The sequence below is a fragment of the Ruegeria sp. HKCCD7303 genome (assembly GCF_013111185.1).
Taxonomy (GTDB): Bacteria; Pseudomonadota; Alphaproteobacteria; order Rhodobacterales; family Rhodobacteraceae; genus Ruegeria.
The window spans coordinates 846,397-864,984 of the sequence record NZ_WVRE01000002.1 but is presented as its reverse complement, the minus strand read 5'-3'; the positions used below and the strand labels follow the sequence as shown (position 1 = coordinate 864,984).

At 56.9% G+C, this 18,588-nt stretch carries 19 protein-coding genes; 9 read left to right on the top strand and 10 right to left on the bottom strand.

What is annotated here, in order from left to right; all coding sequences use genetic code 11:
• The first annotated feature begins 207 nt into the window (after window positions 1–207).
• On the top strand, window positions 208–1,503 hold the full coding sequence (locus GS630_RS08840) for an adenylosuccinate synthase (RefSeq protein WP_171174792.1): 1,296 nt from the start codon (window positions 208–210) through the stop codon (window positions 1,501–1,503).
• Complete coding sequence (locus GS630_RS08835) at window positions 1,503–1,739, top strand: DUF2842 domain-containing protein (RefSeq protein WP_171174790.1); 237 nt, start codon at window positions 1,503–1,505, stop codon at window positions 1,737–1,739. Before GS630_RS08840 ends, GS630_RS08835 begins: the two co-directional genes overlap by 1 nt.
• Here GS630_RS08835 and GS630_RS08830 read toward each other — a convergent pair.
• Both GS630_RS08830 and GS630_RS08825 read right to left on the bottom strand, forming a co-directional pair.
• The gene (locus GS630_RS08830) at window positions 1,730–2,302 is read right to left on the bottom strand and encodes a GNAT family N-acetyltransferase (RefSeq protein ID WP_171174788.1); all 573 of its coding nucleotides are present in this window, start codon (window positions 2,300–2,302) and stop codon (window positions 1,730–1,732) included. The two genes, GS630_RS08835 and GS630_RS08830, sit on opposite strands and share 10 nt — an antisense overlap.
• Before the next feature lie 189 nt (window positions 2,303–2,491).
• Window positions 2,492–4,210: a hypothetical protein gene (locus GS630_RS08825; RefSeq protein ID WP_171619341.1), complete on the bottom strand. Its 1,719-nt coding sequence runs from the start codon at window positions 4,208–4,210 to the stop codon at window positions 2,492–2,494.
• Between the two features lie 123 nt (window positions 4,211–4,333).
• Here GS630_RS08825 and GS630_RS08820 point away from each other — a divergent pair, with 123 nt between their 5' ends.
• Window positions 4,334–5,041: a thiamine diphosphokinase gene (locus GS630_RS08820; protein ID WP_171174784.1), complete on the top strand. Its 708-nt coding sequence runs from the start codon at window positions 4,334–4,336 to the stop codon at window positions 5,039–5,041.
• Here the strand turns inward: GS630_RS08820 and GS630_RS08815 are convergent.
• From GS630_RS08815 to GS630_RS08800, 4 genes are read right to left on the bottom strand one after another with little or no spacing between them, the layout of a single operon-like run.
• The gene (locus tag GS630_RS08815; RefSeq protein ID WP_171619339.1) at window positions 4,986–5,900 is read right to left on the bottom strand and encodes a DMT family transporter; all 915 of its coding nucleotides are present in this window, start codon (window positions 5,898–5,900) and stop codon (window positions 4,986–4,988) included. The two genes, GS630_RS08820 and GS630_RS08815, sit on opposite strands and share 56 nt — an antisense overlap.
• A gap of 45 nt (window positions 5,901–5,945) precedes the next feature.
• Complete coding sequence (locus tag GS630_RS08810) at window positions 5,946–6,362, bottom strand: GFA family protein (RefSeq protein ID WP_171237366.1); 417 nt, start codon at window positions 6,360–6,362, stop codon at window positions 5,946–5,948.
• A gap of 24 nt (window positions 6,363–6,386) precedes the next feature.
• A complete protein-coding gene (locus GS630_RS08805; RefSeq protein ID WP_171174778.1) occupies window positions 6,387–7,760 on the bottom strand; it encodes an L-serine ammonia-lyase in 1,374 nt (457 codons plus the stop codon).
• A gap of 1 nt (window position 7,761) precedes the next feature.
• Window positions 7,762–8,463 (bottom strand): glutathione S-transferase family protein, encoded by a 702-nt coding sequence (locus tag GS630_RS08800; protein WP_171619337.1) that lies wholly within the window; start codon window positions 8,461–8,463, stop codon window positions 7,762–7,764.
• Window positions 8,464–8,630: 167 nt separating this feature from the next.
• Between GS630_RS08800 and rpiA the strand changes: the two genes are divergently transcribed.
• From rpiA to GS630_RS08770, 6 genes are all read left to right on the top strand, one after another.
• Window positions 8,631–9,419, top strand: coding sequence for a ribose-5-phosphate isomerase RpiA (gene rpiA, locus GS630_RS08795; RefSeq protein ID WP_171174774.1), 789 nt, complete (start codon window positions 8,631–8,633; stop codon window positions 9,417–9,419).
• Window positions 9,420–9,544: 125 nt separating this feature from the next.
• The gene (gor, locus tag GS630_RS08790; RefSeq protein ID WP_171619335.1) at window positions 9,545–10,903 is read left to right on the top strand and encodes a glutathione-disulfide reductase; all 1,359 of its coding nucleotides are present in this window, start codon (window positions 9,545–9,547) and stop codon (window positions 10,901–10,903) included.
• 72 nt (window positions 10,904–10,975) lie between these two features.
• The gene (gene hflK, locus GS630_RS08785; RefSeq protein WP_171174770.1) at window positions 10,976–12,118 is read left to right on the top strand and encodes an FtsH protease activity modulator HflK; all 1,143 of its coding nucleotides are present in this window, start codon (window positions 10,976–10,978) and stop codon (window positions 12,116–12,118) included.
• A complete protein-coding gene (gene hflC / locus GS630_RS08780; protein WP_171174768.1) occupies window positions 12,118–12,996 on the top strand; it encodes a protease modulator HflC in 879 nt (292 codons plus the stop codon). The genes hflK and hflC overlap by 1 nt, the downstream gene beginning before the upstream one ends.
• Window positions 12,996–13,190 (top strand): DUF2065 domain-containing protein, encoded by a 195-nt coding sequence (locus GS630_RS08775; RefSeq protein WP_171174766.1) that lies wholly within the window; start codon window positions 12,996–12,998, stop codon window positions 13,188–13,190. The genes hflC and GS630_RS08775 overlap by 1 nt, the downstream gene beginning before the upstream one ends.
• Before the next feature lie 110 nt (window positions 13,191–13,300).
• Complete coding sequence (locus GS630_RS08770; RefSeq protein ID WP_171174764.1) at window positions 13,301–14,815, top strand: Do family serine endopeptidase; 1,515 nt, start codon at window positions 13,301–13,303, stop codon at window positions 14,813–14,815.
• 224 nt (window positions 14,816–15,039) lie between these two features.
• On the opposite strand, the gene GS630_RS08765 is transcribed toward GS630_RS08770, so the two are convergent.
• The 4 genes from GS630_RS08765 to ftsY form a co-directional block, all read right to left on the bottom strand.
• A complete protein-coding gene (locus tag GS630_RS08765) occupies window positions 15,040–15,708 on the bottom strand; it encodes a Crp/Fnr family transcriptional regulator (protein ID WP_171176201.1) in 669 nt (222 codons plus the stop codon).
• 115 nt (window positions 15,709–15,823) lie between these two features.
• On the bottom strand, window positions 15,824–16,429 hold the full coding sequence (locus GS630_RS08760; protein ID WP_171174762.1) for an inner membrane-spanning protein YciB: 606 nt from the start codon (window positions 16,427–16,429) through the stop codon (window positions 15,824–15,826).
• A gap of 16 nt (window positions 16,430–16,445) precedes the next feature.
• Window positions 16,446–17,348 (bottom strand): EamA family transporter, encoded by a 903-nt coding sequence (locus GS630_RS08755; protein ID WP_171619333.1) that lies wholly within the window; start codon window positions 17,346–17,348, stop codon window positions 16,446–16,448.
• A gap of 87 nt (window positions 17,349–17,435) precedes the next feature.
• A complete protein-coding gene (gene ftsY, locus GS630_RS08750) occupies window positions 17,436–18,578 on the bottom strand; it encodes a signal recognition particle-docking protein FtsY (protein ID WP_171174758.1) in 1,143 nt (380 codons plus the stop codon).
• Between the last annotated feature and the right edge of the window lie 10 nt (window positions 18,579–18,588).

Genomic DNA, 18,588 nt, shown 5'->3' with positions numbered 1-18,588 from the left:
TGCCCCCGCCGCCCGTTCCGGGCGACTCCCCCGAGGTATTTTGAGCAGATGAAGTAGGGGATCCGTTCTTCATCTGGCCGAAAATACCTCCGCCGGAGGCATCGCGCGCCCGCGCGATTATCATCTGCGGCGAAATATCGGTTTCCCTGCCGTCTGAGCCCCGCTATACGAGCCGGGTTTGATTACTCAGCACGAAAAGGACCGGATATGGCCAACGTGGTTGTTGTCGGCGCTCAATGGGGCGACGAAGGAAAAGGCAAGATTGTCGACTGGCTCAGCGAACGGGCGGACGTGATCGCGCGTTTTCAGGGCGGGCATAATGCCGGCCATACGCTGGTGATCGATGGCGAAGTCTACAAGCTGCACGCGCTGCCCTCGGGCGTTGTGCGCGGCGGCAAGCTGAGCGTGATCGGCAATGGTGTCGTGTTGGACCCCTGGCATCTGGTCAAGGAAATCGCGACCATCCGCGCACAGGGTGTGGAGATTACTCCTGAGACACTGATGATTGCTGAGAACACTCCGTTGATTCTGCCGATCCACGGAGAGTTGGACCGTGCGCGTGAAGAAGCGGCCAGCAAGGGCACAAAGATAGGGACCACTGGGCGCGGAATTGGGCCCGCCTACGAAGACAAGGTCGGGCGTCGTTCCGTACGCGTCGCCGATCTGGCGGACGAAGCAACCCTTGAAGCCCGCGTGGATCGTGCCTTGCAGCATCATGACCCGTTGCGCAAAGGTCTGGGGATCGAGCCGGTTGATCGTGATGCACTGATCACTCAGTTGAAAGAGATCGCGCAGGAGATTTTGCCTTTTGCGGCTCCGGTTTGGAAAGTGCTGAATGAAAAGCGTAAAGCTGGCAAGCGCATCTTATTCGAAGGGGCGCAAGGTGCCCTTCTGGACATCGATTTCGGCACTTATCCTTTCGTGACCTCGTCCAACGTGATCGCGGGTCAGGCCGCTACGGGCGTTGGGATTGGGCCGGGTTCGATTGATTTCGTGTTGGGTATTGTAAAAGCATACACCACACGGGTCGGCGAAGGACCGTTCCCGACCGAGCTGGAAGATGCGGATGGTCAGCGCCTTGGTGAGCGCGGCCATGAGTTCGGAACGACGACAGGCCGCAAACGCCGCTGTGGCTGGTTTGACGCTTGCTTGGTAAAACAAACTTGCGCGACCAGCGGAGTAAACGGCATCTCGTTGACCAAGTTGGATGTTCTGGACGGGTTTGAAACACTGAAAATCTGTACCGGGTATGATCTGGACGGCGAACGTTTGGATTACCTCCCAACTGCGGCTGACCAGCAGGCGCGCTGCACCCCGATTTACGAAGAAATGCCGGGCTGGAGCGAGTCGACGGAAGGCGCGCGCAGTTGGGCTGATCTGCCCGCCAATGCGATCAAGTACGTACGACGGGTCGAAGAGCTGATAGAATGCCCCGTAGCGCTTTTGTCCACCAGCCCGGAGCGGGACGACACCATTCTGGTGACCGACCCGTTTGCAGACTGATGGCCGAAGAAAACAAACCAGGCCTGAGTTATAAGGCGCGCCGCCGGTGGTCGTTGGTAATCCTTGTAATTGGTCTGCCACTCTACATTGTGGCTGTGGTGACAGTTGTGAACTGGCTGGATCGCCCCCCGATTTGGGTGGAGCTTTTGGTCTACGTCGTCCTGGGCGTTCTTTGGGCTTTGCCGTTCAAGTTCATCTTTCGCGGTGTCGGGAAAGAAGACCCCGATCAGTCCTGAGCCACTTGAGATGTCGGCGCTTGGTTTGGCCAGCTGAGCACTGCGCGTGCAAACGCGCGGTACTCACTTGTAAATTCCTTGGCCATGCTGAACGGTGTAGGCCAAGGGGTCGTCAGCGTCGCCTCGACCTGACCTGGTACAAGAGTTAGCTCTGCGTCGTGTTTCGCGGCCAGGCGTCTCATTTTTTGGTTGGTCGCAAGGCAAAGCATGTGAACTTCCCTGATCCCTCGGTTCTGAGCGATTGTAATCAGACGTGACAACAAGGCATCGCCAATCCCCTGATCTTGCCAGGCTTTCTCGACGGTAAATGCGGCCTCGGCGACGTGGTGCCTATGATCAGGTATCAAACGCAATTCGCCCACGCCTCGAAGGCACGAATCTGGGAAGGCTCCGAATATGAATGCTGCATCTGCAAGAATGTCGGAGAGATAGTTTTGCAGCCCCTGCGACGGAACATGTGTGCCAAAGCGCGAATATAGTGCCTCATCATCCAAGCTGTTGAAATGGCTTTCTATCAAGGCCTGGTCGTATTTTCGAAGTCGTCGAATCATGATGTCTTGCATAGCAATACCTCTGTCTGAAACGGGTGTCATGACGAGATTTCTGCCGTGAGATTACACCAGAATTCTGCGACGCAGCATAAATTTTTAAGCATTTCCACTAACAGGAGTTTTTTCCGCCGCGCTTTGCCAAGACTGCAACAAAAAAGGGCCGGGAATTACCCGACCCTTTGTCTTTTGATGTTGTTGCAGTTAGCCGACTGCGCGCTCGTCATCTGGGCGGAAACCGATCAGATTGGAGGCCGCGAACCGGCCACCACCAGCCTTTTCGATTTTCCCATCGCGCAGCAGTTGGCCAAACGACCGCAGGCTTTCTTCGCGATTGAACTCGTCCTGCTTCAAAGAGCGGACTTTGTTCATCAGTTGCGGGCGCGAGAACTGTTCCTGGCCTTCGATGAAGGAAAGATAAGCTGCTGCTGCTTCCAACAGATCGGGCAGTGATTGTGCGCCTTGATCCTGTGCAAACTGCGCAAAGCCGCTTTCTTCCGATCCGGTATCTTCTAGATCCGAAGTGACGCGACGAGGCATGACAGGACCAGTTGGTTCGCTTTGATCGTCCACGCGCTGTTCGGCAACCAGTTTCAGCGGGGCCGGAGCGTCTGCTTCAGGGCGCGCGCTTGTAACCTTCACTTGGGGGCGGCGGGGGCTGACAACGGATTCCAGATCGCCGCGATACTCGGCGTCCTTCGAATGTGTAGCGGCTTCGTCGTCAAGCTCTGCTTCTGTCGCGGCAACCGCTGTGCGCAGGTGCGAATAAGTTTCACGCGCGTCGCTGCTTGAAGGATCTTCCATGTGCTCGCCGGTTTTGGCCATTAAGCGAAGGACATCCTGTTCGGGATCAACATCATCAGTCAGTTTTTGGCTCGAGCGTTCAGAAAACTCAGATTCGATCTCGGAAATCTCGCTCAGCAGGTTCTCTTCATCTTCTGCGGTCAACAACCCATGCGTCTGAGTGTCCTGATCATCCTGGGCAGTTTCGTCAGCAGTTTCGACCGTCACATCCTCGACGTTAAGGATGTTTGGAACGTCCTCTTCTTCGAGTTCTTCCTCGATATCTTCTTCCAGCTCCGCAAAGAGGGGTTCGGCAGGAAGTTTCGCCGCTTCGGGAGCGTCTTCAAGGTCATCGGCTTGCACGTGCTCGGGGGTCATGGGCACATGCAGTTCTTCGGCTTCCGCAGTTTGCTCTTCTGATTCAACAGTTGGGACTTCTGCTGCTTCAGCTTCTTCCATCTCGTCAGACGTTGTTGGCGCTTCGGCTGAAAGGTCATCTGTCTCTTCTGCGTCAGCCTCATCGATAACAGGCTGCTGCGGCTCCTCAGGCATTGGCGCCGCAGGTTCGGCAAAATCTTCTGCGTTCAATGCACCAGCTTCAAAAGCTGCGGCTACTGCGTCCACAGGGGGGGTGGAACTTGCCAGCAGAGATGTGTCTTCGTCTTCGGAATATGCTGATGGAGGAACATCCGAATGAGAGACAACTGCGCGAATGCGCTGCAGCTTGGCCGAGATGCTGTCAGCCGCTGGAGCAGGGGGTTCTCCGACTGGTTCCGCATCGGCAAGTCCGGCTGGGGCCGGATTGGGTGGCTCGTGAGTGGGGGTGTGTGCCATGGTCATCGCGCCGGCTTGCGGGGCTAGCTCCTGACGGGGGGTCTCAGGTGTCTGTGTGGCGCGCAAAAGAAGTCCGGATTCGTTCTGGCTGGCTTCCACCCGTTGGGACGCATCGCGTCTGGCAATGCGTGTCAGCATCTCGGCATCAGGTTGAGGGGGTTCAGAGCCGAAATAGCGGTCATCTGCTGCAAGATCGCGAAAATACTCGGCGATGGCTTTCATCGTCTCAAAGGAATCGTCAAATCCTTCCAAAGTGCAGGAGAAGGTTCCATAAGAAACGGTCAATACCTTGTTATTCTGTACCATCAGACGCACGTCCTTTACAAACTACGAGAGCCAGCTTACCCGGAATCGGGAGCACACACTGGCTCGGAACTTTCTGCATGAACCTATCATTTTGTGGTCTTAATGTGTCCAAATCCGGGAAAAATGGCCAATCTTAATAAAAATGAGATCATTGTACGCTCGATTGATCCAATTGGTCTGTTCGGAGGGGGATTTGTCGGTGCCGAGGACCTGAATCTGGTGCTGAATCGCGTCAAATCGGTTGTGGCCGCTGATGGTGGTGCAAAGGTTTTGACAGAATCAGGTCATATCCCGGATGCCGTTATCGGCGATTTCGATTCGCTGAGCGCGTCGACACAGGCAAAAATACCGACCGAGCGTCTATTCCCGATCCGCGAGCAGGATAGTACGGACTTCGATAAAGCGTTGCGCAGCACGCAATGTCCGCTGATTTTGGGTGCGGGGTTTCTGGGGGGGCGGCTGGATCATCAATTGGCCGTATTGAATACCCTGGTCAGGCGACAAGATCAGGCGTGTATTCTGTTGGGCGAACATGAAGTGGTTTTTCACGCACCGCCACACATCCGTCTGCCAGTTGATCCCGGCGACGTGGTTTCGCTGTTTCCTTTGCGCCCGGTTACAGGGCGCAGCACCGGGTTGGAATGGCCAATCGACGGGTTGAAATTCGATCCAGCAGGTCAAGTGGGCACATCGAACCGCGCGCTGGCAGAGGTCGAGTTGCATATGGACGGGCCGGGACTATTGATCATGATCCCGCGTTCTGCGTTGGATCCACTTATGCAGGTGTTTCTGTCGGAGCAGACCGGGCAGTGGCCCGCTCGCGAAGAATGACATAGAGCCCGGCAGCGATTGTTATCGTAATGCCAAGCGCGGCAAGCCCGTCAGGCAGGTCGCTGAAGATGACCCAGCCGATTAGGGTTGCAACAGGGATTTCCAGGTACTGCATCGGTGCCAGCGTGGCTGAGGGCGCATAACGCAACGACCAGGTCATCAGCAGGTGTGCAACGGTTCCCAAGACCCCGATCGCAATCAACAGCCAGTACATGTGCGGGGCAGGCAGGGTCACAGAAATCTCCCACACATCCAGATGCGTTCCGATCACCAGAACCGGGGCCAGTACCAGAGTCGCAAGAACACCTGATACCGCCTGTAACGACACAGGGTCTGTCTCTTTGGCGATTTGCCGTGTGACCAGCATAAACAGAGCAAACACAACAGCGACGATAAGGGGCAGCAGTGCAGGCGCGCCAACCTCGGCAAAGCTGGGTTGGATGACTAGAAGCGTGCCGATGAAACCTACAATGCAGGCGATCAGACGGCGTGCGCCAACCTCTTCACCCAGAACAAACTTGCCCAACAACAACATGATAAACGGCATAACAAAGGCGATTGCGATGGCATCCGCCAGAGGCAGGAACTGCAACGCGCTGAACATTGCGGTGATGCCAATGATGTGCAGAAACGTGCGGATTATCGTCAGTCGCAGGATGCGGCCACGCATCCGCCAAGGTCTGCCGGTCAGTGCAACCAGAGGGATCAGGATCAGGGCCTGAACTGCAAAGCGGACCGTTACCAGAAACCCCAGTGGGGTGGTCTCGCCCAACAGTTTGGCCATCGAGTCGCCCAATGGGGCAAGCAGGCAAAAGCCAAGCATTAAGACAATGCCAAAAACGGGACGATCCTGTGTCATGTCCGCGACGCTAGCCGTTTCACGGTACAGTGGAAAGGCTGGATGTTAGTCTTTCGGCAAGGGCTGAACCTTTGTGTAATCTGGCCCAATGCACGTGGGTAAACCGTCATCAAGGTGCAGCCAGCTCAGCTTTTCTTCGTGGGAAACATGCAGCGTGGGCTGCAGGTCATCAGGCACCTCTAATGTCGCCACGTACAGATGCAGCACATCCGACATCTTGGCCGAACGGAACGAGATCGGTGTACCGCAATGCGGGCAAAAGCTGCGCTCAACTCCGGGTGAGGAGTTAAAGCGCTTGGGTTCTTCCCCGGTCCAGCGCCATTGGCCGTCGCGGACGGCGAAGTAGGTGGTCATCGGGGCGGCGCATTGGCGACGGCAACTGTCGCAGTGACATGTCACGCAAGACAATGGCGAAGAGTCGACTTCGTATTTGATTGCGCCGCACAGGCAATGTCCACGCATTACGACCCCCACATTATTTAGCGATCAGCAGTTTGGCACGTTCACCGCCAATCCACCAAGCGAGGTTTCCTTATACTTCTCGTGCATGTCATGACCCGTCTGGCGCATGGTCTCGATTACCGAATCCAATGGCACGAAATGTTCGCCATCCCCACGCAGGGATAATGACGCGGCGGACACTGCCTTGATGGCTCCCAATCCGTTGCGTTCGATACAAGGCACCTGAACCAGACCCGCAACGGGATCGCATGTCATGCCCAGGTGATGTTCCAGAGCAATCTCGGCGGCGTTCTCTACCTGTTCAGGTGTTCCGCCCATCACGGCACAGAGCCCAGCAGCGGCCATGGCAGACGCGCTGCCGACCTCGGCCTGACATCCTGCTTCAGCGCCTGAGATCGAGGCATTGAATTTGACCAGCCCGCCTATCGCAGCAGCGGTCAGCAGGAAATCTTCGATATGGCTTTCCGAAGCGCCAGGCACGTGATCCAGATAATAGCGCAGCACCGCAGGCAGAACGCCGGCCGCACCGTTGGTAGGGGCCGTTACAACCTGCCCACCGGCAGCGTTCTCTTCGTTGACCGCCATCGCGTAGACGCTCATCCAGTCGTTGATTGTGTGTGGGGCGGTCAGGTTCATACCACGTTCAGCCATTAGAGCATCATAAATGCCCTTGGCGCGACGACGAACTTTCAACCCACCCGGAAGGATGCCGTCTGTGGCTAATCCACGTTCGATGCAGGCGTTCATGACCTCCCAAAGACGGGCGGAGCCTCTGGCAAAGCTGTCGGCGCAACCCCGCGCGATTTCATTTTCACGCTTCATGTCAGCAATACTCTTGCCGCTGGATTTTGCCATCTCCAGCATCTCGGCCGCGGATTTGAAGGGGAACGGCACCGGAGCGCCTTCGTCGGTTGCTTTGCCCTCGGCCAGTTCTTCTTCGGTCAGGACAAATCCGCCGCCGATGGAATAGAACACCTGTCGCAGGATCACGTCACCCTGTGCGTCCGTTGCCATCAGAATCATGCCATTGGCGTGCCCGGGCAGGGTGTTGTCATAGTCGAAAACCAGATCGGCTTTGGGGTCAAACTGTAGGGTTGGCAACCCTTCAGGGGTGACCGTATGCGTGCTGGCAATATCTGCCAAAGCAGCCTCGGCTTTGTTGTTGTCATAGGTGTCCGGTACAAAACCGGCCAAACCCAGGATTGTCGCCCGGTCGGTCGCGTGGCCGACACCGGTAAAGGCCAACGAGCCGTGCAGCGACCCTTTAAGACCGGAAAATTCAAACGGCGAGGCACGCATCATATCAAGGAAGCGCGCAGCAGCCACCATGGGTCCCATGGTGTGGGAGGAGGACGGGCCGATGCCCACTTTGAACATATCGAAGACAGAGAGAAACATATCAGATAGCTGAGCCTTCTGGAGGGGTTGGGTGAACAGGGGAGGTGAACGGGTTGGCCCCAAGACCTTCGGCCAAAATGGCCGAGCGGGTCGCCGGGCGTGTTTCAAGCTTCATTAACAGCGTTTGCAGGCAAGGCGTTTCTGTCAGCTGATACCAACTTCGGTCTGCCATAGCAGGGTAAAGCGCCATCCAGCGCATCATGCACGCGACATTATAGGTCAGAACGGAAGGGTGATCTGCACAGAACCAACCCGGCGCGCTTTTGGCCATTGCGTCCAGCAATTGAAGGTGACGTCTCAGGCGAGGATGTGTAGCGGCCCGCAATTTGTCGGCCTGCCGTGGGTCGATGTATTTCTCGGCATAAAACACGATACGCAGATCGGCGTGAAGCGTGTTGGATGCAAAGAACAACCACTTCAGAAAGCCTGCGCGTTCCGGGTCATCTTTTGCAGGGGCCCGCTGGCCATGTTGTTCGGATAGCCAAAGCAGGATGGCCGCTGTTTCAAAGATTGGCCCTTGCAGCGTTTCCAACACTGGGATTTGACCGTTGGGATTGAGTGCCCGAAAGGCTGTACTGTCCTGCGCATTCTGGCGCCGATCCACCAGGACCGTGTCAAAAGGCGCACCTATCTCTTCTAGCACCAGGCGGATTACCAGCGAGGCGTTATCAGGGATATAGTGCAGGCGGTAGGGCTTCGACATGGCGGCAACTTATAGCTCAAAGATGGTCTTGTAAGACATGATTGCGACGTTTCCGATAGGAAACGCGTAGTACTTTGGTATCTTTGAGTTCGCTGGGTCACAAATTGGGGTCGCAGTCACCCGAGGCTTTCCCTATAACTTCGGCAGGCCAACTTTGGAAAGCTGCCATGACCGGAGATCTATCGCCCATCGACACTGCAAAATACGTGGCCGCGTGCCGTGCGGCCGAGATGGTCGAAGACGGAATGCGTGTGGGCCTGGGAACGGGATCTACAGCCGCTTGGTTGGTACGCCGCTTGGGTGAGCGCGTACGAGGCGAAGGCTTGCAGATCAAGGGCGTGCCCACGTCGACCCGAACGGCCCAGCTTGCACGTGAGGTTGGAATCGAGGTCATTTCCCTGGATCAGGCCGGATGGTTGGACTTGACCATTGACGGCGCAGATGAGTTTGACGCGGACCTGAACTTGATCAAAGGCGGCGGTGGTGCACATCTTCAGGAAAAGATTGTCGCCACGGCCAGCGATCAGATGGTCGTCATCGCAGACGCCGGAAAAGAAGTTGAAACACTGGGCGCTTTCCCGCTGCCGGTCGAGGTGGTTCCCTTTGGCTGGCAAACCACGCGGACGCTGATCGAAGAAGCGCTGGACACAATGGATGTTCTGGGGACCACCTCTGCGCTGCGCATGAACGGTCAGGCCCCTTTTGTAACCGATGAAGGAAACCACATTCTGGATCTGCACCTGCAACGCATCGGCAATCCGCGCCAGATGGCGCTGATCCTGAATCAGGTGCCGGGTGTGGTGGAAAATGGTCTGTTCGTCGATATCTGCGACAAGGTCGTTCTGGGCCACGGAGATGGCAGGGTCGAACTGCGGGACATCAATGCAGGTACCATCCAACTGGACCAGTTGTTGAGCGGATCCCGCGATAACCTGTTTTCCGATGTTTCGGACTAAGTTTGATGCTCTTATCTCCGACAAGCGCCCGTGAATGTTTGAATTTTCTGTGCCCAGGGGTTGGCACCAGGGTTTTTGCGCCCAGATATCCAGAGGATTTTGCAAGTTGAACGAAGGAAACCGGCATGAGCTTTGACTATGATCTTTTTGCCATCGGCGGAGGCTCGGGGGGGGTCCGTGCTGCGCGTGTGGCGGCGGGTGAAACCGGTGCCAAAGTCGGGCTGGCCGAAGAAGACCGCTATGGCGGCACCTGCGTGATCCGGGGCTGTGTGCCCAAGAAGCTGATGGTCTTTGCCAGCGAATACTCGGGCATGGTGGGTGATGCACAAGCTTATGGCTGGGACATTCAACCCGGTGCATTCAACTGGAATACCTTCCACGGCAAGTTGGTGACGGAACTGGATCGGCTGGAAGGTATCTATCGTAACATCCTGAAAAACAACGGAGTGGAAAGCTTTGATCAGCGCGCTCGTCTTGTGGATGCGCACACAGTCGAATTGACTGATGGTACCCAAAAAACCGCTAAGCATATTCTGATCGCCACGGGTGGCCGTCCGGTCGTGCCTGATTTCCCGGGATCAGACCTGGCGATCACCTCGAACGAGATTTTCCACTTGGACAAGTTGCCTGAAAGCATCCTGATCGTCGGCGGTGGCTATATCGCCAGCGAGTTTGCCGGGATCATGAATGGGCTGGGCGTCAAGACCACCCAGTTCTATCGCGGCGCGCAAATCCTGCGCGGCTTTGATGAAGAAGCGCGCGGGTTGATCTGTGAAGAGATGCGCCAGAACGGAATAGACGTGCGACTGGGCACCAACGTGCTGGAAATGACCAAAGACGGGGACCAGATCCGCGTCAAGGCGACCGATGGCACCGAGGATCGTTTTGACGTCGTTATGTACGCCACGGGCCGTGCGCCAAATGCCGATAACCTTGGGCTGGAAGACCTGGGCGTTGAACGCGGTCGCAAGGGTGAGATTGTCGTAAATGAATACAGCCAGACCGCAGTGCCTTCGATTTACGCTATTGGTGACGTCACGGATCGGGTGAACCTGACACCGGTCGCGATCCGCGAGGGAATGGCTTTTGTAGAGACCGTCTTCAAAGGTAACCCGACACCTGTGGATCACGAACTGATCCCGACAGCGATCTTTACGCAGCCGGAATTCGGAACTGTTGGTCTGAGCGAAGAAGAGGCCGCGGCGCAAGAACCGATCGAAGTCTATGCCACGTCGTTTAAGCCGATGCAGAAATCGTTCGCGGGCGGAACGCAGCGGGTTCTGATGAAGATTCTGGTCAGTCAGGCCACACGCAAGGTTCTTGGCTGCCATATTGTCGCCCCCGGTGCTGGTGAGATGATCCAGCTTGCCGGAATCGCCGTAAAGATGGGGGCGACCAAAGAAGATTTTGACCGTACTGTCGCCGTGCATCCGGTGATGGCCGAAGAACTGGTGACAATGCGGCAACCTGTGCGCACGGCTTGATTTGCAACCGCGCGCACACAAGTTACAAAGGACGCCGTGATCACACGGTCAAACACAAGGGAACATGTACATATGGCGGGCAACAGCGGTGGCCCCTGGGGGGGCGGAGGCTCTTCCGGTGGCGGAGGAAATCGGGGAAATAACGGGGACGGGCGTCGCCCGCCCGAAGGCGATGGCCCGCAGATTCCCGAGATCGATGAGCTGATGAAGAAGGGCCAAGAGCAACTGCGCGTTCTGATGGGCGGTCGCGGCGGTTCGGGCAAAGGTGGCAGTGGCGGTCAAGGCGGCGGTGGTCCGGCCTTTACCAAGGGCACGATTGCAATTGGCGTTCTGGTCGCTGCAGGTCTTTGGGGTCTGGCGAGTTTCTACACCGTTAAACCGGAAGAACAGTCGGTTGAGTTGTTCTTGGGTGAATTCTCGGCCGTCGGTAATCCCGGTCTGAATTTTGCGCCCTGGCCGTTTGTTACCGCTGAGGTCATTCCGGTGACACGCGAACAGAACGAAGACATGGGCGGTGCCCGTGGCAGTGATGACGGCCTGATGTTGACCGGTGACGAAAACGTCGTCGATATCGATTATCAAGTGGTCTGGAACATCAATGATCCTGCCAAATTCCTGTTCAATCTGCGCGATCCACGCCAAACCATTCGCGCCGTGTCGGAATCTGCGATGCGTGAGATTATCGCGCAGAGCGAACTGGCACCGATTCTGAACCGGGATCGTGGTATTATCGCCGACCGCCTGCAGGAACTGATACAGGCAACGATGGACAGCTACGACTCGGGCGTGAACATCGTTCGTGTGAACTTTGACAAGGCTGACCCGCCGCAAGACGTGATTGCTGCCTTCCGTGATGTTCAGGCCGCTGCTCAGGAACGTGACCGCTTGCAGAATGTTGCGGACGCCTACGCGAACCGTGTGCTCGCCGAAGCCCGTGGTGAGGCTGCTCAGGTTCTGGAAGAGGCCGAAGCGTATCGTGCCCAGCAGATCAACAGCGCACAGGGTGAGGCCAGCCGTTTCAGCGCGGTTCTGGAAGAATACTCTAAAGCGCCAGATGTGACCCGCAAGCGCCTGTATCTGGAACGGATGGAGCAGGTTCTGGGTGACGTGGACAAAATCATTCTGGATGAGAACTCTACTGGTCAGGGGCAGGGGGTTGTACCCTATCTGCCGCTCAATGAGCTTCGCCGCAATTCCGGACAGGAGAGCAACTGATGCGTAAAACGACATTTATCCTGCCGGTCGTCTTTCTCGCGATTGTTGGCGTTTTATCTTCGATTTTCATCGTGGATGAACGCGAGCGGGCACTGGTTCTGCAATTTGGCCGGGTTGTCACGGTCAAGGAAGAGCCTGGTCTGGCGTTCAAAATCCCGTTGATCCAGGAAGTGGTGCGTTACGACGACCGCATCCTTTCTATCGATGTGCAGCCGCTTGAAGTAACACCTCTGGATGATCGGCGTTTGGTGGTTGACGCTTTTGCCCGCTACCGGATTTCAGATCTGGAGCAGTTCCGTCAAGCCGTTGGTGTTGGTGGCATTCCGGTTGCCGAAGATCGTCTGGACCGCATTTTGCGTGCTGAAACCCGCGAAGTTCTGGGTTCGGTATCCTCGCGCGACATCCTTAGCTCGGACCGTGCGGCGCTTATGCTGCGCATCCGTAACAGCGCCATCGCCGAGGCGCGAGCGCTGGGCGTCAATGTGATCGACGTGCGCCTGAAAGCGACTGATCTGCCGCAAGCCAACCTTGAGGCAACCTTCGACCGGATGAAGGCGGAACGGGAACGTGAAGCAACCGACGAACGCGCCCGCGGTAACGAAGCGGCGCAGCGTGTTCGCGCCCAAGCCGACCGGACCGTGGTTGAACTGGTCTCGGACGCCAATCGTGAAGCCGAAATCATTCGCGGTGAGGCCGATGCCGAACGCAACGCGATCTTCGCCGAAGCCTTTGGTAAAGACCCGGAATTCTTCGAGTTCTACCGCTCGCTGTCCGCCTATGAGCGTGCGCTGGGTGGCAGCAACAGCTCGATGGTGCTGAGCCCGGATTCCGAGTTCTTCAACTACTTGAAATCGCCCACAGGGCAGGCGACCCAGTAATGGGTATGATCCTTCTGGCTTTCGGGCTGGTGCTGATTGTCGAGGGGCTGGCCTATGCGCTGGCCCCTTCGCTTATCGAGCGTATGCTCGAAGCGTTCCGGTCAATACCTGAACAGGCGCGCCGTTTGATGGGGCTGCTATGCGTCATCAGCGGGTTGATCCTGCTTTGGGGCGCGCATCAACTGGGTTTTTGAGGCCAGAGCTTCACTTGGCGGTGATTTCCCCGCGATCCCGAGTTGCTAGCCCGACCAAACTGACTACATTGGTTGACAAGACAGACCGTGTACCGGCGGTTCTGGCAAGAATGTCAACAAGGAGAGCTCAAGTGCAGGCGAAAGCGCGCAGTGTATCCGTCCGGTGGGACGAAGTGAGTGTTTGGATGCGGCTGATGTGGCTGGCCTTTGCCGGTTCGCTGCTTTTGCTGGCGCAAACTGTTGCCGCACAGGCAAGGGGCGAAAGCCTGGCACCGTTGGCCGAAAAGATCAGCCCTGCGGTGGTGAATATCACCACGAGCACACTGATCGAAAACCAAACAGGGCCGCAGGGCATCGTGCCCGAAGGTTCCCCGTTCGAGGATTTCTTTCGCGAGTTTCAGGATAGAAACGGCGACGACGACAACGACGCTCCGCGCCGCAGCAACGCCTTGGGTTCGGGTTTCGTGATCTCGGAAGACGGGTTTATTGTCACCAACAACCATGTCATTGCCGAGGCCGATGAAATCCTTGTGGAATTCTTCCCGGGTGACGGTCAGCCCAGGAAAGAGCTGGTAGCCAAAGTCATCGGAACTGATGAGAAAACCGATATCGCTTTGCTCAAGGTCGAGGCGTCCGGTCCGTTGAAATATGTAACCTTCGGGGACAGCGATGTTGCGCGCGTGGGCGATTGGGTGATCGCCATGGGCAACCCGCTGGGGCAGGGCTTTTCCGTCTCGGCTGGTATCGTATCGGCCCGTAACCGGGAACTCAGCGGGTCTTATGACGACTACATTCAAACTGATGCCGCAATCAACCGAGGCAACTCGGGCGGTCCGCTTTTCAACATGGATGGTGAAGTGATAGGCGTGAACACTGCGATCCTGTCACCAAACGGTGGCTCAATCGGAATCGGTTTTTCGATGGCCTCGAACGTTGTTGTCAAAGTTGTTGATCAGTTGCGTGAGTTTGGCGAAACGCGCCGTGGGTGGTTGGGTGTGCGTATTCAGGACGTAACACCGGACATGGCCGAAGCCATGGGGCTTGAGAAGCCCGGCGGTGCCTTGATCAGCGATGTACCGGAAGGCCCGGCGAAAGAGGCGGGGCTGAAGGCCGGCGACGTGATCACCAGTTTTGATGGTGTCGAGGTCGAGGATACACGCGGTCTGGTTCGTCAGGTAGGCGAAACCGAAGTCGGAAAGGCCGTGCGCGTGATCGTGCACCGTGATGGCGGTACCCAGACTGTGCTGGTTACGTTGGGTCGTCGTGAAGACGCAGAACGTGCCGAAACCGGCGAACCGGAAGCTGAGGAGGCCCCGGTTGATGAGAATGCGGATATTCTGGGTCTTACCATCTCACCATTGACGGATACGTTGCGCGAAGATCTGGGCCTGGATGCGGATGCCGAAGGTCTGGTGATTTCTGACGTCGATCAGGCGTCCGAGGCTTATGCCAAGGGGTTGCGGGCTGGTGATCTGATCACCGAGGCAGGGCAGCAAAAAGTGGAAACCATCGGAGATCTGGAGCAGCGGATGGAAGAATCGCGCGAAGCTGGCAGAAAGTCTTTGCTGCTATTGGTGCGCAGGGGCGGGGATCCACGGTTTGTGGCGCTGAGCCTGGAGGAATAAGAGCAAGGGGCCGGGATAAAATCCCGGCCTTTTTCGTTGTTCGCCCGGTATTGTGGGCAGGAACACCAGCAAAAAAAAATGAGCCATACGCAATAGTTGCGTATGGCTCAGATACAGGGAGAGGTCAGTGGACAGATATCGGGGATGATTCTCTGACCTCCTACGGTAACAACTTCACCCTAGGTCATGTTGGAACGTGGGTCTGTGAACAAGATCACACCGACTCAGATCAGGTCGGATTCGGCTAACTCACGTAATGCTGCAAAGTCCTGAATCAGCAATCCGCCGCGGGACGCTTCCACGACATTGTCACGTTTCCATCCAGAGATTGTTTTGGACACCGCTTCTCGCGTCGCCCCGACAAACTCGGCCAGTTCGCTTTGCGACAGCGTAATGCGTTCGGACGGGTTGTCCTGCAAACCAGACAGTTGCAGCAGCCTTCGCGCCAGTCGAATGGGCATGGGCAAAAAGACCTGCTCGTTCAACTGAGACCCCATGTACCGCATCCGCAATCCGGCCAGCCGGATTAAATCCTCTGCGAGATCAGGATGTCGCCGGATCTGTTTCAAGACGTCATTGCGGCGCACACGCAGAACGCGCGAGGCTTCGGCCGCAGCAATGGTTGCTGTGCGCGGGCCATTGTCGAACAGGGCTATTTCGCCAAAAACTTCGCCGGGGCGCATAAGAGTCAGGGTCAGCTTGCGCCCGCTCATGGCCAGAAAAGACACTTCAAGCGTGCCGTCTAATATTGCGTAGAGCGCGTCGCCCTCGTCGCCTTGTTCAAAAAGTGTGTCGCCTTGGGCCAGGGAAATTTCGGTCGCTTGAGCCGAAAGCATTTCTCTGAGCCCGTCGGAAGCTTCGGAAAGGAAGCCGCTGTTGGGGAAGGCCGTCATGTATGCACCGATCTTGGGCGAGGTGAGTGAGTGGGTAGTCACTCAATTTCACATAGCTCGGCTCATTATCCAAGAATTTTGTTTGTTTTGGCGGACCTGGCTGATGTGACGGGAGCTATTTCTGTTCCGGGTCCTCCATATAGTGCTGCAACATGCTGAATTGCAGCATCAGAAAAGCCATTAGGGCAATGGGAAAGCCAAAGGTCTCGATCTTGACCCACATGTCGGTAGACATCGTGCGCCAGACAAGTTCGTTTGCGGCGGCCAAAACAGCAAAACAGCCACACAGTCGGCGGGTCAGAATCATCCAGCCTTCCTGCTTCATTGGAAGCAGTTCTTCCAAAACATAGGCGAGATAAGATTTCTTTTGCAACAGGCCGACGCCCAGGATCAGGGCAAACAGGCCGTAGACCAGCGTGGTCTTCATCTTGAAGAACCGCTCGTCATTGAACCAAGCGGTGAGGCCACCGAAGAAAAGCACCATGAATGCGGTGAATATTTGCATCCGGCTGAGTTTGCCGGTCAGGTACCACAGGATTGCCATGGCGCCCAGCATCAGGGGGACAAAGATGATCGTTGCAACGATAAAGCCGGAATACTCGACGCCACCAATCAGAAAACTATCATCGCGCAGGCGCAGGTAGATGAAGAAGAAGGCCAATGGGGGGCCAAGCTCGAGCACCTGTTTGAGAAACGGGTTGATGTCTTTTTTGCCTGTCATCTGTATATCCTGCTGTTTACCCGCCCATTTCAACTATTACGGCACCAAGTGCAATCAATGCCATCAGGGCAATACGCCGGGGGCCGACGGTCTCCTTTAACACAAGCCAGCCGATCAATGCCGCAAAGACGGTTGAGGTCTCGCGGAGAACCGCGGCCTCGCCCACTTTATCCAACCGGGTGGCCAACATGATTGCTCCGAAAGACACCGGAGCGATCAGGCCTCCTGCCAGCCCGCGCAACATCAGGGGGCCGACAGCTGGGCGGTCAATCATGGCGCGCCATCTGAGAAAGGCATAGATGGGCATGGCTGCGCCATCAATCATGAAAAACCAGGCCAGAAAGGTGAACGGGTCGGCGGTGGCGCGAATGCCGTAGGCGTCATACGTGGTGTAAAGCGCCACAAAGAGGCCGGTGATGATCGCCAAGACCAGCGCGATACCCAGCGTGTCGCGGTTGGTTTCCAGAAATCGGAAGTTGTATGCGGCCAACCCGAATATGCCGGCAAGCAGGGTTGCCACGCCCAGCCACTGCACTGTCGTGAACGTCTCGCCGAACAACAGATATGCGCCGATGACGGTGAACAATGGCCCGGTTCCGCGCACGACCGGATAGACAACCGTGTAGGAGCCTTTGGTATACGCCATGGCCTGAAGTGTCTTGTAGGCGATATGAATCAGCCAGACGAGCGCGAAGATCGGCCACATATGCGGTTCGGGCCAAGGCACCACAAAGAAGGCAAAAGGCGCGGCCATTAGGCAGTAACTGGCATCAATGGCCCCACGAGAAAGCCACGGATCATGACGCCCCTTTTGCAGAGCCCCAAACACGGCATGAAGGAAAGCCGCCATCAGGGCTAGTCCAAGCGCAAGCTGGTGGCCTGCTTCGGTCCCTTCCAATGAGATCAGCCAGTTACTCAAAGATGCCAACCTTTTGCTGGGCGGTGAGGCTGGGGGTTTTCCACCCCCAGACCCCCGAAGGTATTTTTAGCCAGATGAAGGGGCGGATCAGCCTTTGTCGAGACCGGTCAGGGCGGCGGCGAATTCTTCGGGGTCGAAGGGGGCGAGATCGTCGATCTGTTCGCCCACACCAATGGCGTGGATGGGCAGGCCGAATTTGTCCGCCAAAGCGACGAGTACGCCGCCTTTGGCGGTGCCATCCAATTTGGTCATGACCAATCCCGAAACGTCAGCCAGCTTGCGGAAAGTCTCCACCTGGCTCAGGGCGTTCTGTCCTGTTGTGGCGTCGAGGACCAGCAGGGTGTTGTGCGGCGCTGTGTCATCGACCTTGCGGATGACGCGGACAATCTTGGCCAGCTCTTCCATCAGGTCAGCACGGTTTTGCAAACGGCCTGCTGTGTCGATCATCAGCAGATCGGCACCTTCGGCCTGTGCGCGGGTCAGGGCATCGAACGCCAGACTGGCGGGGTCCGAGCCTTCTGGCGCGGTCAGCACAGGAACCCCGGCCCGATCGCCCCAGACTTGCAGTTGTTCAACGGCCGCGGCGCGGAAGGTGTCACCGGCGGCGATGACAACTTTCTTGCCCGCTTCTTTGAACTGGCTGGCCAGTTTGCCGATGGTCGTGGTCTTGCCCGAGCCGTTGACGCCGACCACCAGCACCACTTGCGGGCGTTTGGGATAGATCGGCAGGGGCTTGGCTACCGGCTCCATCACGCGGGCCACCTCTTGTGCCAGCAATTGCTTGATTTCACGTGTTGAAAGTTTGCGGCCAAAGCGGCCCTCGGCCATGTTCGAGGTGACGCGCAAGGCCGTGTCGACACCCATGTCAGAGGCGATCAGCAGCTCTTCGAGTTGCTCCAGCATGTCGTCATCGAGTGTGCGGCGTATTTCCGTTGTGGTGCCACCGCGATTGAACAGGCGGTTCAGGATGCCTTTGGATTCCGGTATCTCGGGTGGAGGCGCGACCGGCGTGGGATCGGCAGGGATTGGGGCGGGCGGCTCAACAGGTTGTGGCACCGGCGCGGGTTCCGGAACCTCGGGGACCGGTTGCGGTTCGGGCTTTGGTTCGGGGATCACCGGGTCAGGCGCGGTCGTTTCCTCGCCGCCATCTTCGACGATGGCTTCCAGCCCCTCTTCCAGGCGAGAGGAGGATTTGAACAGCTTATCCTTTAGCTTTGAGAAAAACGCCATGTAGTGTCTC